At 61.7% G+C, this 12,297-nt stretch carries 12 protein-coding genes and 2 tRNA genes; 10 read left to right on the forward strand and 4 right to left on the reverse strand.

Annotated features, from left to right (window positions below; all coding sequences use genetic code 11):
• Positions 1–175 precede the first annotated feature (175 nt).
• The 4 genes from mctS to mctP all read left to right on the forward strand — a co-directional run bounded on the left by mctS (position 176) and on the right by mctP (position 4,155).
• Positions 176–1,552 (forward strand): two-component system sensor histidine kinase MctS, encoded by a 1,377-nt coding sequence (mctS, locus tag D3227_RS18050; RefSeq protein WP_120015530.1) that lies wholly within the window; start codon positions 176–178, stop codon positions 1,550–1,552.
• Positions 1,549–2,193 (forward strand): two-component system response regulator MctR, encoded by a 645-nt coding sequence (mctR, locus tag D3227_RS18055; RefSeq protein ID WP_120015532.1) that lies wholly within the window; start codon positions 1,549–1,551, stop codon positions 2,191–2,193. The genes mctS and mctR overlap by 4 nt, the downstream gene beginning before the upstream one ends.
• A 299-nt stretch (positions 2,194–2,492) precedes the next feature.
• Positions 2,493–2,690 carry a DUF3311 domain-containing protein gene (locus D3227_RS18060; RefSeq protein WP_120015699.1) on the forward strand — a complete coding sequence of 66 codons (198 nt, stop codon included), beginning with the start codon at positions 2,493–2,495 and terminating at the stop codon, positions 2,688–2,690.
• Positions 2,680–4,155: a monocarboxylate uptake permease MctP gene (gene mctP, locus D3227_RS18065; protein ID WP_120015534.1), complete on the forward strand. Its 1,476-nt coding sequence runs from the start codon at positions 2,680–2,682 to the stop codon at positions 4,153–4,155. Before D3227_RS18060 ends, mctP begins: the two co-directional genes overlap by 11 nt.
• A gap of 82 nt (positions 4,156–4,237) precedes the next feature.
• Here mctP and uxuA read toward each other — a convergent pair whose 3' ends face one another.
• Positions 4,238–5,422, reverse strand: a complete 1,185-nt coding sequence (gene uxuA / locus D3227_RS18070) for a mannonate dehydratase (protein ID WP_120015701.1) — start codon at positions 5,420–5,422, stop codon at positions 4,238–4,240.
• Positions 5,423–5,519: 97 nt separating this feature from the next.
• Between uxuA and D3227_RS18075 the strand changes: the two genes are divergently transcribed.
• Positions 5,520–6,305: an SDR family NAD(P)-dependent oxidoreductase gene (locus D3227_RS18075; RefSeq protein WP_120015536.1), complete on the forward strand. Its 786-nt coding sequence runs from the start codon at positions 5,520–5,522 to the stop codon at positions 6,303–6,305.
• Between the two features lie 23 nt (positions 6,306–6,328).
• Here D3227_RS18075 and D3227_RS18080 read toward each other — a convergent pair.
• Positions 6,329–6,404: transfer RNA gene (locus D3227_RS18080), tRNA-Val, on the reverse strand.
• A gap of 218 nt (positions 6,405–6,622) precedes the next feature.
• On the opposite strand from D3227_RS18080, the gene D3227_RS18085 reads away from it, so the two are divergent.
• The 5 genes from D3227_RS18085 to D3227_RS18115 all read left to right on the forward strand — a co-directional run bounded on the left by D3227_RS18085 (position 6,623) and on the right by D3227_RS18115 (position 10,865).
• Positions 6,623–6,699 (forward strand) — tRNA-Asp (locus D3227_RS18085).
• 743 nt (positions 6,700–7,442) lie between these two features.
• The gene (locus D3227_RS41625) at positions 7,443–7,586 is read left to right on the forward strand and encodes a hypothetical protein (protein WP_167480741.1); all 144 of its coding nucleotides are present in this window, start codon (positions 7,443–7,445) and stop codon (positions 7,584–7,586) included.
• A 1,543-nt stretch (positions 7,587–9,129) separates the two neighbouring features.
• Positions 9,130–9,375, forward strand: coding sequence for a hypothetical protein (locus D3227_RS18100; protein WP_120015540.1), 246 nt, complete (start codon positions 9,130–9,132; stop codon positions 9,373–9,375).
• Between the two features lie 112 nt (positions 9,376–9,487).
• Positions 9,488–9,895 carry a hypothetical protein gene (locus D3227_RS41630; protein WP_167480737.1) on the forward strand — a complete coding sequence of 136 codons (408 nt, stop codon included), beginning with the start codon at positions 9,488–9,490 and terminating at the stop codon, positions 9,893–9,895.
• A gap of 586 nt (positions 9,896–10,481) precedes the next feature.
• Positions 10,482–10,865, forward strand: a complete 384-nt coding sequence (locus D3227_RS18115; protein WP_147377621.1) for a hypothetical protein — start codon at positions 10,482–10,484, stop codon at positions 10,863–10,865.
• Positions 10,866–10,886: 21 nt separating this feature from the next.
• Here the strand turns inward: D3227_RS18115 and rbsK are convergent, their stop codons facing one another.
• Both rbsK and D3227_RS18125 read right to left on the reverse strand, forming a co-directional pair.
• Complete coding sequence (gene rbsK, locus D3227_RS18120; RefSeq protein WP_120015705.1) at positions 10,887–11,816, reverse strand: ribokinase; 930 nt, start codon at positions 11,814–11,816, stop codon at positions 10,887–10,889.
• Between the two features lie 4 nt (positions 11,817–11,820).
• Positions 11,821–12,273 (reverse strand): RbsD/FucU family protein, encoded by a 453-nt coding sequence (locus tag D3227_RS18125; protein WP_120015546.1) that lies wholly within the window; start codon positions 12,271–12,273, stop codon positions 11,821–11,823.
• Positions 12,274–12,297 lie beyond the last annotated feature (24 nt).

Below are 12,297 nucleotides of genomic sequence, written 5' to 3' on the forward strand. Positions count from 1 at the left end.
CCGCTGAAACTGTCAGCAGGCCAGACAACCCCTCTCAGCTGGATCCTCTGTCTTTGCAGCCGACAAATGTTCGTCCAGACTTGACCCATGCCGGCGTTGCCGCCTTATTGCGGGGCCTTGTCAGGGATCGTTGTTCACCCCCAAGCGACGACGCGGCACGTGGGAGGGATCTCCATTGACGCTACGCAACCAGATCATCGCGCTTGCGATCGTCCCACTGATGATCGCGATCCTGGCGATCACGACGTTCATAACCTGGCAGTCGGCAAATCTTGCCAAGAACAATATCGACACGTTCGAGCAGAACATGCTGAAAGCCAAGGAAGCGGAAATCCTCAATCTGACCAATCTCGCTCTATCGGCCATCGAGACGACCTATCGCGATGCCGGCCCTGGCGATACGGCCGCGAAGGAGAAGGTGGCTGCAATCCTGACCTCGCTCGACTATGGCAAGGACGGCTATTTCTTCGTCTACGACTATGACGGCAACAACATCGTTCACCCGCGCCAAAGCTTCCGGCACGGGCGCAATTGGCTTGGCCTGACCGATCCGGACGGCGACAAGGTCATCGCCGAACTGATCGCGACGGCGAAATCCGGCGGCGGCCTGCATCACTATAAGTGGCAGAAGCCGTCGACGGGCCTGATTGCGGATAAATTGTCGTTCGTCGTTGGCCTCGACAAGTGGAAGTGGGTGGTGGGAACCGGCGTCTATCTCGACGATGTCTTTGCCCAAACCGCCGCGGCGAACGCCAGCATGCGCGCGAACATAAAGAAGACCTTCGTGATCGTGGCGCTGATCGCTGTTCCGGCAGTGCTCGTGGTCTTCTCGACATGCATGCTTCTGACATTCCATGAACGCCGCATTGCCGATGGCAGGCTCAAGCAGTTGACCCAGCGGGTGATCGACACCCAGGAAGAGGAACGCTCGCGCCTGGCTCGCGAACTGCATGACGGCATTTCGCAGAATCTCGTCGGCGTGCGCTACGCCATGGATCTCGCCGGGAGACAGGTCAGGAACCATGTCGATGACGCGGCCCTCACCATCGAGCGCGGCGTGGAGGCACTCAACGGCGCGATCAAGGAAATCAGGCGGCTGTCCCACGATCTTCGCCCCCGTGTCCTCGACGATCTCGGCTTGACCGCCGCTCTCGAAGCGCTCTGTTACAATTTCGCGGAGCGGACGGGCATAGAGACCAAAATCGAGGCATCAGGCTTTACGGACAGCTTGCAGCCGGCAGCCAGCACGGCTCTCTACCGTGTCGCGCAGGAAGCTTTCACCAATGTCGAGCGGCATTCCGGCGCCACCCGCCTTTCGGTCAAGCTCTGGAGCGAGGGCGGCCGTGCACGTATGACGATCTCCGACAACGGCACCGGCTTTGACGGTAGCGCCTCAAGCAAGACGGGCCTCGGGCTGCGCAATATGCAAGAGCGCATGGCGCATTTCCGCGGCCTGCTGCTGCTCGACAGCCTGCCGACCGGCACGACCCTGACGGCGATGCTGCCGAAATCGGCCAATATGCCGACCAGCGAACGGGCCGTTGCTGCATGAGCGACCGCCGTGTGATCAAGGTGCTGCTGATCGACAACCACCCGCTGGTCCTGGATGGCCTGAAAGCCGTGCTCGATACGTTCGACCATATCGAGGTCGTCGGCACGGCAGGCCTTGCGCATGCCGGCCTGGAAATAGGCCGGCAGACCCGGCCGCAGGTCGTGCTGATGGATATCAACATGCCGAAACTCAGCGGCATAGACGCGATCGAACTCTTCAGAAGGGAACTTGCCGACACCCGCATCGTGATGCTCTCGATGCATGAGAGCCGTGAATATATCTCTTCGTCCGTCATGCATGGCGCATCCGGCTACATCCTCAAGGATGTGTCGACGGACGAGATCGTCGCCGCCATCGAGGCAGTGGCAGGCGGCGGGACATATTTCTCGTCCGGCGTCTCCGACGTGCTGATGGAGCGCGGGGCGCAGGACCAGGCGGATCCGCTCACGCCGCGTGAGCGCGACATTCTCGGCCTCATCGTTGCCGGCCAAAGCAACAGGGAGATCGCCGAAGCGCTCGGGATAACGTCCGCCACGGCCGAGACGCATCGCAAGAACCTCAAGAAGAAGCTCGGCATCGCCACGACCGCGGGACTTATCCACTACGCCCTCGGCCACGGGATCGTGGCAAAAACCGGCTGATTCCCGGTCTACCCACTTCTGGGTAGACCCTTGGATTTCCACGCCACCACCATCTTGTGAGGGCAAAACCACTGCCATACGGGTTCATCACGACTGGCCACGAAAGGGCTAGCCGTCGGGAGGAACTCACTGTGTCCATGCCATGCCGCAACAGCCGCCGATGGGTCGCGAACCTGTCGCCGTGGCGCAAGGAGAGCCGTGCGCGGCTGTCCTCATGGCCGGTTACAGTGTGCTCTCCTTTCCGCGCCGGCAACTGGAACATGGCGGCCCATATCATGGCGCCTGGAAGGTATCTCGACATGGAAAAACTTCGCAGCAAGGCGGCCCTCTGGCTGCTCGTCATTCCCTATTTGGGCCTGCTCTGGCCGCCCTTCTACAATTCCCGTGAGCCGGCCATGTTCGGCTTCCCCTTCTTCTACTGGTACCAGCTTGGCTGGGTGCCGATCACCGCGACGCTGACCTGGATCGCCTATCGGAGCACGCGCCATGACGACTGACATCAACCCCGCGGCGCTCGCCGTCTTCATTTTCTTCTTCGTCCTCGTTACGATCCTGGGGTTTGTCGCCGCCCGCTGGCGCAAGCCGGAGACGCTTGCCCATATCGATGAATGGGGTCTAGGCGGGCGCAGCTTCGGCACCTGGATCACCTGGTTCCTGGTCGGCGGTGACTTCTACACCGCCTATACCGTCATCGCCGTCCCGGCGCTGGTCTATACTGTCGGGGCCTACGGCTTCTTCGCACTGCCCTACACCATCGTCGTCTATCCCTTCGTCTTCATGGTCATGCCGGTTCTTTGGAAACGCGCCAGGGATTTCGGCTATGTCACGGCCGGCGACGTCGTCCATGGCCAATACGGATCGCGCGGTCTCGAACTCGCCGTGGCGGCAACCGGCGTCATCGCAACGATGCCTTACATCGCCCTTCAACTCGTCGGCATGACCGCGGTGCTAAAGGCGCTCGGCTTGCATGGCGAACTGCCTCTTGCCATCGCCTTCATCGTGCTGGCGCTTTATACCTATTCGGCGGGATTGCGTGCCCCGGCCCTGATCGCCTTCGTCAAGGACATCATGATCTATATCGTGGTGATCGCTGCCGTCGCGCTTATCCCCTCGAAGCTCGGTGGCTATGCCAATGTCTTCGCCTCGGCCGATGCGGCCTTTCAGGCCAAGGGCTCCGGCAACCTGCTTCTCGTCGGCAACCAGTATGTCGCCTATGCGACACTCGCCTTCGGGTCGGCGCTCGCAGCCTTCATGTATCCGCATACGCTGACCGGGATTTTTGCCTCGAACAGCGGCAGGACGATCCGCAAGAATGCGATCTTGCTGCCGGCCTATACGCTGCTGCTCGGTCTGCTGGCGCTGCTCGGCTACATGGGACACGCCGCCAACCTCCAGCTCGACAATGCGACCGATGTCGTTCCAACCCTGTTCAAGACGCTGTTTTCGGGCTGGTTCTCGGGCTTCGCTTTCGCTGCGATCGCGATCGGCGCCCTTGTACCGGCTGCGGTGATGAGCATTGGCGCCGCCAATCTGTTCACCCGCAATTTCTGGAAAGCCTATGTCAATCCTCAAGTGAGCGACGCCGGTGAGGCCAAGGTCGCGAAGATGACCTCGCTGGTGGTGAAGGTAGGCGCCCTGCTCGTGATCATTTTCCTGCCGACGCAGTTCGCGCTCGATCTGCAATTGCTCGGCGGCGTCTGGATCCTGCAGACGCTGCCGGCCCTGGTCTTCGGGCTCTACACCAACTGGTTCCGGGCTCCGGCCCTGCTTGCAGGCTGGTTCGTCGGGTTCTTCGGCGGCACCATGCTCGTTTGGGATGCCGGCTGGAAACCGCTGCACCTGATCAGTCTCGGAGGAGAACCCTTCACGGTCTATACGGGGCTGCTCGCACTTGCCGCAAACATCGCCGTGGCAGTCGCGGTCAATGCCGTCGCCCCGGCACGAACAGCGGTGCGAGCATAGGACGAACAAAAGCGAAGGATCGCGAAAGCGATCCTTCGCAGGATACGCGTGCCAAACTGTAGCCAGCAAACGCTTTGTTGCTTCAAGCCAGTCCGAAGCGGTCCACGGCCCGCATGATGCCGCGCAGTTCGGCCAGGCCCTTGAGGCGGCCGATCAGGGAATAGCCGGGGTTGATCCTGGTCTTGCCGATGTCATCGGCAAGCAGATGGCCATGGTCCGGGCGCATGGGGATGCGCCAGTCGCTCCTGCCTTCCTTGCGCCGGCGCACCTCTTCCTTCATCAGCGCCAAGATCACCGCAGCCATGTCGGTGGAGCCTTCCAGATGTTCGGCCTCGAAGAACGAGCCATCATCTTCGCGCGTCACGTTGCGCAGATGCGCGAAATGGATCCGCGGCGCGAACTCCTCGATCATCGCGACAAGGTCGTTGTCGGCGCGAACACCGTAGGAGCCGGTGCAGAATGTCAGGCCGTTCGCCGGGCTGTCGACCGTCTCCAGGATAAAGCGTGCGTCGTCGGCGGTGGAGACGACCCGCGGCAGTCCGAACAGCGAGAAAGGCGGATCATCGGGGTGGATGCACATGCGCGCGCCCACTTCCTCGGCGACAGGGATGATCTCCTTCAGGAACCAGGCAAGGTTGGCGCGCAACTCCGCCGGGCCGATTGCATCGTAGTCGGCGAGCGCCTCGCGCATCGTGTCGCGGTTGTACTTGCGTTCGGTGGCCGGCAGTCCGGCAATGAGGTTGCGCTCGATCGTGTCGATCTGCTCGTCGCTCAACGCCTTCAGCCGCGCTTCCGCCTCAGCGATGCGCGCCGGGCTGTAGCTGGCCTCGGCATTGCGGCGCTTCAGCACGAACAGGTCATAGGCGGCAAAGTCGATCGCGTCGAAGCGCAAGGCGTAGCCGGTGGTCGGCAACCGATACATGAGATCGGTGCGGGTCCAGTCGACCACGGGCATGAAATTGTAGCAGATGGTCGAAATGCCGGCCTCGGCCAGGGCGCGAATGGTGTCCTTGTAGAAGCCGGCGTTGCGCTGCCTCTCCGCCGAACCGATCTTGATCGAGTTGTGGACCGGGATGCTCTCGACCACCGACCAGGTCAGCCCCGCGGCCTCGATGATGCGCTTGCGTTCAAGGATGACGGCCAGAGGCCAGGCACGGCCGTCATAGATGTTGTGCAGGGCCGTGACGATGCCCGTCGCAGCTGCCTGCCTGACATGATCGAGCGTGACCGGATCGTCCGGTCCGTACCAGCGCCAACATTGTTCCATAAAGGTCCCTTCCGAAGCGAAGCCAAAACCGTATTGTTGGACCATAGTCGGAGTCGAGACTTCGGCAATCCCATCGACGCATGACGGAGTTTGAGCCATGAACGATTTTGGCGGCAAGGTTGCCCTGGTGACGGGAACGACCGGGATCGGCCTGGCGAGCGCCAGACGCCTGGCGGCTGGTGGTGCCGCGATCATCGCCTGCGGTATCGAAACCAACGCGAACGCGGCGATGCAGGCCGAACTCGACCACTCGGGCGCCAAGGCGCTGGTGGTGACGACGGACGTTTCCGTGCCGGATCAGGTTGCCCGGGCGGTCGCCGCCGGCGTCGCGCGGTTCGGCGGGCTGGACGTCATCGTCAATTCGGCCGCCGTGCACCCTTATGGCACGGCAACGAGCACGGATTTCGAAACCTGGAATCGGGCGATGACCGTCAATGTCGGCTCGATCTATTTGACCGCGCATTTCGGCATTCCCGAAATGATCAAGCGGGGTGGCGGCGCCATCGTCAACGTCGCTTCGGTGCAGGGCCACGCCTGCCAGCAGAACGTCGCCGCCTATGCGACGACGAAGGGAGCGATCCATACGCTGACGCGCTCGCTGGCGCTCGACTACGCCCGCCAGGGGATCCGGGTGAATTCGGTGAGCCCTGGATCGATCCGCACGCCGATCCTGGAAAAAGCGGCGCGCGGCGACAACGGCACCGACGCCGATGTCGAAGCCGCCTACAAGCGCTTCGGCGAAGCGCACCCGCTTGGCCGCATCGGCGAACCGGAAGAAGTGGCGGAGCTGATCGCGTTTCTGTGCTCATCCAAGGCGGGGTTCTGCACAGGCGCCGACTACAAGATCGACGGCGGCCTGACCGCCGGCATCGGGGTCAAGTGAAGGGATAAGATCGAACTGTAAAATGGTGGGCGATGACGGGCTCGAACCGCCGACATCTTCGGTGTAAACGAAGCGCTCTACCAACTGAGCTAATCGCCCGCTCCGGCGCGGACCTTTAAGCGGTCAGGACCGGCTTCGCAAGGCAAAATGAACGGGCAACGTCCTGTTCGGATGCCGGGTTCGCCAACAAACCGAGGCTTGTCAAAAAACCTTCTCCTGTTTGCTGTTATGCTGTCCCACTCCGCTTGACACCCGCTGGCGAACCCCTTATCCAGCGCCCCAACGACGAACACGGCTGACACGTGCTCGTCTTGTGCGCGGGTGTAGCTCAGTCGGTTAGAGTGCCGGCCTGTCACGCCGGAGGTCGCGGGTTCGAGCCCCGTCACTCGCGCCATTTCTTTCAAGGGCTTAGCCAACGTCCCTTGAAAAGGTTCAACTCTTTTTCCCTAAGAGTTTCAACTTTCTGTATTCGTTGCGTTCCTGGCCGAGCCGCCGAAGAGACGAACGCTTGGTGCACCACGTCGCGCTCTACCTCGTCGCCGAAAGGTGCGCGTGTTTGCTGATCGCCATTGCCGCGATAGCGGGCTGGCGCTGCCGCCTATGCACTAGCTCCCGCGATCACGCTATACGCTCCGGCGATCCATCTGTTTAGCTTGCTCAGGCGGCTGACTTGATTGCCCGCCTGGCCGGCGCCTTTACCCCAACGCCCCCGCCCAATCGGCGCCGGCCATCTCCCATCGGCCAGCTCCCGAATTTTAGTTGGTCCGCCTACCTCTTTTGCACGTCTCACGTGCATTAGCATTTTCGCATATATTGGGGCAGCCGGCGCCGCCCCCCAACAGAGCCCCGCCGGCTAGGCCCGGTATTTGCTGGCCTACCCCGCTCGCGAGTGCCGGGCCGCTCCGTTCTGCGCCATTGCGGTCTGGCGTCTCGGATGGCTGGTTTAAGGCAAGGTTGCGATGGGAGCGGTCAATCGACCAACTGTTTCGTGCGAATCGGCATGTGCAAGCGGCCGCGGCAATGGGGGCCATGGGTCCGCCTTGCGGGACCATCTGGCATGGGCGCATCTTTCTATCGGATGCGACTGAGAGCCTTGCGCCGGGGGGCGCTGTGATGTTTCGTGCTCTACGCAAATGCGTGATCGCCATCTGGACGCACGAAGGAACAATTATCGTATTCGATCCCGATGTCGGCACAGTCTCTGCCTGCTCCGAGCATGAAGTCTGGCAAAAAATCGAACGCCGCAAAGCGATGAACCTGGCGCGCATGCCTGCCGGCTAAACTCGTGCCGTTGACTCTGCCGACCGACGCATGGCTCCAGAGGAATAGCCAGCTCGTCGCCGCGCCGCCTCATCCCTTGTTCGCATCCTTGTCGCCGTGCGGGAGTTTCGGCTTACGGGGCGACGTAGATGGTCGAAGCCCATATAGTGGTCGGCATCCGACGTGTTCCATCTGCCGGCCAGATAGATGATTGCAATGATCGCGCCGAAGAGGAGCAAGGCATAGATCGTATCCATATCGCGCGCGCAGGGATCGATCGTCCCGTGTGATATAAAAGCCCCGTCGGTTAAGTTCTTTCGTCCCGGAAACCCTGCAGCGAGGCGTGACGCAAATCCTTCTCGCCGCGCAAGCGCTTCACACGCCCGATCAGCCCCGGCTTGACCCCATTCGTCGCCAGCCGCTTCATTCCCTTTGGCGGCTGCCCTGGGGCCTCCTGAACGCGCTTCCACAATCGCATCTCGCGAAGGCGCCGCCGACATAGCGACGGGTTAAATCGCGCCGGAGGCAAGCATGGCACGGTTCTTGCTTCCACAGCTTCAGACATGCCGGGCGCAAAAAAGGACGCTGTTCCATATCGGTATCGGCCAATGAGGTTGGGACAAATGATGTCGTGTAAGCTTCTGTTCGGCCTTCCCGCTGCGTTCTTGGCCGCGGCCCTGGGAGTAGCCCTCTGGTCGTCCGAGACCTCATCGGGATTTCTGACTGCGACGCAATCCGATTCGGTCTTTTGTTCAAGCGGTCTATCAGCAGAGACCGCATCGGCGTCGACGTCGCGCATTTTGCCATCATGTCCGACGGCCGTCACAAAGTCATGGGGAGCGCCTCGATGACCGCGAGACTGTGGATAGCCCAGACAAAAATCGGAAATGAACAGCCTCCTGCAACGGCGTCTTGCAGAGATTGTGTCACAGAGTGGTTGGCTTTGATCACTCAGTTGGCATCAGCCTTTCGCGAATTCGTTGCACCGCGCTACCGGCCAGAGCTCCACTATATGCGCGGCCCTGGGCCGGCCTGCGCGCGCCGCGTGAGAGCGCGCTGAAGGCCTGCGGCCGCCTGGTAATCCCGCGGGCATAGAACCAGCCGCGGCCAGGGCGCGCTCGATCGTTCGTGGTCGCGCATGTTGAACCTCCAAGGCATTTTAGGATCATGTGTCGCTTCAATTGGATTCAACTGTACGCTTTTTACCAATCGGCGAGCGCTGCGTTACCAACCTTTTAGGGCGCACTACGTTTGGCGGGGCGGTAAACCCAAAATCCGCCGCATTGGCCGACGTGGCTTAGGCTGTCTCTCCGGCAGTTGCGTCGGCCATTCCCCGTTGGGCGCTGCAGGCATGAATGGGACTGAGGTCTGATCCTGACGCGCAGTGGTCCGACCGCGGAAACCTTAGCCTCGCCGGGCTGTTAGGTGCGCGACCGCCGAGCCTAGTCCTTCCATTTAGTCGGCGGTCAACCGGTGCCCGCCATTTCGCCCGACATGTGCGTGCACCCAATCTTGCGACCCCGACGGCGACAAGTCGCGTGGTGTTTTCGATAGCGAGCGAACCGTGACCCTTATCCAGAGCAGACAGAACGTGCATGACGCCGCAAGCCGACCCGCAAACGACAACCATACTCGTTCGCCAGAAGATTTTTCGGTCCTCGATCTCATCCCGTCGAGTGACGACGACGATGTCGCTGAGATTGTCAGGCGAACAGAGCGCCTGGCCATTGCCGTGCTTATCGGAATGGCGATCTGCCTGATCCTTGCACCAGTGGCCTACATTGCCTTGATGTACGGGATGCCGACATAGGCGGTTCACTGGTCCTAAGCCAAGCAGCGGCATCCGAAGCGTGAACTCAACCATCCGAGCCACTACTCACTCAACCATCCGAGCCACTACTCGTTCGCAGGCACGGCATTCTGTGCCGCAGTGCGCCGACCTTGCCGCCTGGAGCGAGCGGCGCGCCTTGCCGTTCGCGCGGCTTGCCTGGGAGGACGTCCAGGCGACGCGGCCCGCGCTTGCACGAGCCACGTCAGAACTCGATCTGGCCCGCCAAAGCAATGCCGACCTGCAGGGGGCCGTTTCCGACGCGAGAAGAGCGAAGGACGAGATCGAGCAAAGGCTGCATGCCTGCGAGGCGGAAATCGCCGCCCTGCACCAATCCAGCAGCTGGCGCATAACGGGGCCCTTGCGTTTCGCTGCCGTGACGCCGCCGGCCATAACCCTCCTGCTCGGCACAAGCCTGAACTCGAAGGCCATAGCCCATTCGAGCGGTTCGGGTCCTCCGAGGAAGAAGGAAAACTGCTCTGGGCACTGTCACGTGTCCTGATGGCGGCCTGCCTCGGCATCGGGTCGCTGCTAGGCGCGCTTTTCGAACCAATTACCGCGGACGCGCTCGATTCCATCGCTGCAGAAATTTTCCCAACTCCCCACGGAGCGCGGGCATGGAATTTGCCGATGCCAGGTCTGCCTCGGCGGCCTTCGACCCCCGACTATAGATCAGCCCCAGGACCAGACCGATATATCCGACCTGAAGGATGATCAGAGCAAGAACAGCCCAACCGAGCGCTTTCCAGACGGAGCCAGTTTCCATCTCTGCCCAGATCGCCACTATGAACGACGTCGCGAACATTCCCACCAGAAACTGCGGAAAATACATATTGCCCAGCACCCATTTTTTGGCGGTTCAGCGCTTTTCAGCCACTAAAGACCCGCCGCTCCGCCAGCGGAGCGGCGGGGCCCCCAAATTGCCCCCCGATTGCCGGGCTGATGAATGACCCCGGCATTGCTGACAATGCAATTACGGCGCCAAACCCAGTGGCCCATTACGGGACACCTATGGCAATGGCGCAAGACCGGATTGCCGATTAACATTACCTGTGGCTAATATGCCACCCTGGTCGGAAGGGACCGAGGTGGCAAGGTTTCTGGCAAGCTTGTTGGCCGCGATGCTGGTAGCGTCGGCAGGCCGATGCTGGTCCAAGGACACCAGCAAGCAGATCTCCGAAGACGCACTTAGAATGATCAGCGCAGAGATGTATTCCGGCATTCTGAGCCAGGAATGCGTGCATGGACGACGCTACAAGCAAAGCCGGATCGAGAATGGTTTCAAAAGGCACTTAGAGGAGATGCGGCTACAGTTGGTCGCGGACGGGTACACCATCGTGCCCGATGTGACAGACAACAACGCACGGTTCTCTCTTTCGGAGATGGCATTTGATGCCAAACGGCGGCTTGGCATGCCACGCCAACTCGGCTGCCGCGATGCATATTGGCTCGACGACAATCCGGAGTGGTAAGGCTGAAGGACGCTGTCGAGCTCAACCCCTCGCCAGCAGCGCCTCGACCTCCTGCGCCGTGGGCATCGACGGCGCAGTGCCTGGCCTGGTGACGGAGATGCCGGCGACGGCGCAGGCGAAGCGCACCGCCTGCAGCGGCTCGACGCCCCTCGCCAGTGCGGCGGCGAGGCCGCCATTGAAGGCATCGCCGGCACCTGTGGTTTCAACCACCGGGCCGGCATTGATCGCGCCAACATGGTCGGAGCCGCTTGCCGTGTGCAGCAGTGCACCCTTTTCGCCAAGCGTGATGATCACCGAGCCGACGCCCTTTTTCAGCAGGCTTTCGGCGGCGCGGCGGGCATCGTCGACCGACGCGACCTTGATGCCGGTCAGTTCCTCGGCTTCGGTCTCGTTGGGCGTGAAATAGTCGCAGAGCGTGTAGATGCGATCAGGCAGGCTTGCCGCCGGCGCCGGGTTGAGGATCGTCGTCACCCCTGCCCCGCGCGCGATCTCGAGTGCGCTCAGCGCCGCCTCGATCGGCTGCTCAAGTTGGGTGACGAAGACACCGGCCGAACGGATCAGGCCGGCATTGGCCTCGATATCGGCAGGCGAGATCAACATCGCAGCACCTGGGCTGACGATGATGGCGTTGTTGCCGGTCGTTTCCTCGACGAAGATATAGGCCGCACCGGTGTAGCTGTCTGGCGTGTCGATCACTGCAGCCTTCACACCGGCCTCTTGCCAGGTGTGCTTTGCCATGTCGGCGAAGGCATCGACGCCGAGGCGCGTCAGGAAGGTGATGTCGGCGCCCAGCTTGCCGGCCGCGACCGCCTGGTTCGACCCCTTGCCGCCGGGGCCGAGCTTGAACGAGTTGCCGAGGATCGTCTCGCCCATGCGCGGCTGGCGATCGGCGCGATAGGCGGTGTCGGCGACGAAGACGCCGAGGATGACGACAGGCTTGCCGGCCGCCATGATGCTACTCCGCATCCGGCGGCACGACGCCCTTGCGGAAGGCAAAGCAGCCATAGAAGCGGCGCTCGCCGGTCTGGATGACGCAATAGGCTTTCTTGGCGCGTTCGTAGAAGGCGTAGCGCTCGACCGAGATCATCGGCCATGCCTTGCCCTCGGCAGCGTCGATTTCTTTCTGGACTTCCTTTTGCACAAGCGGGATTTCGTCGGGCTTGCCGACGATCTCCATGCGGGCGGCCGCGTCATCGACGAAGGTGTCCAACGGATAGACCGACAGCACCGCTTTGGCCACGTCGGCGGCCGAAGCATCGATGCGCAGCAGATGGCCCAGTGCTGTCTGGCGGGCCACGGAATCGGCCGGAAAATTGGTGTCGCAGACGATCAGGTCGTCGCCGTGACCCATCGCCCGCAGCGCCTGGAGCACATCGGCATTGAGCAGCGGATTGATCCCTTTGAGCATTGTATTCCTCGTGGAAAATTTGGT

The sequence above is a fragment of the Mesorhizobium waimense genome, assembly GCF_003601975.1.
Taxonomy (GTDB): domain Bacteria; phylum Pseudomonadota; class Alphaproteobacteria; order Rhizobiales; family Rhizobiaceae; genus Mesorhizobium; species Mesorhizobium waimense.

Bases quoted from the DNA above. Each gene is read 5' to 3' on its own strand.
- D3227_RS18075 (WP_120015536.1), top strand. From the start codon at position 5,520: ATGAACGATTTTGGCGGCAAGGTTGCCCTGGTGACGGGAACGACCGGG.
- D3227_RS18125 (WP_120015546.1), bottom strand. From the start codon at position 12,273: ATGCTCAAAGGGATCAATCCGCTGCTCAATGCCGATGTGCTCCAGGCG.
- rbsK (WP_120015705.1), bottom strand. From the start codon at position 11,816: ATGGCGGCCGGCAAGCCTGTCGTCATCCTCGGCGTCTTCGTCGCCGAC.
- uxuA (WP_120015701.1), bottom strand. From the start codon at position 5,422: ATGGAACAATGTTGGCGCTGGTACGGACCGGACGATCCGGTCACGCTC.
- mctR (WP_120015532.1), top strand. From the start codon at position 1,549: ATGAGCGACCGCCGTGTGATCAAGGTGCTGCTGATCGACAACCACCCG.
- mctP (WP_120015534.1), top strand. From the start codon at position 2,680: ATGACGACTGACATCAACCCCGCGGCGCTCGCCGTCTTCATTTTCTTC.
- D3227_RS18060 (WP_120015699.1), top strand. From the start codon at position 2,493: ATGGAAAAACTTCGCAGCAAGGCGGCCCTCTGGCTGCTCGTCATTCCC.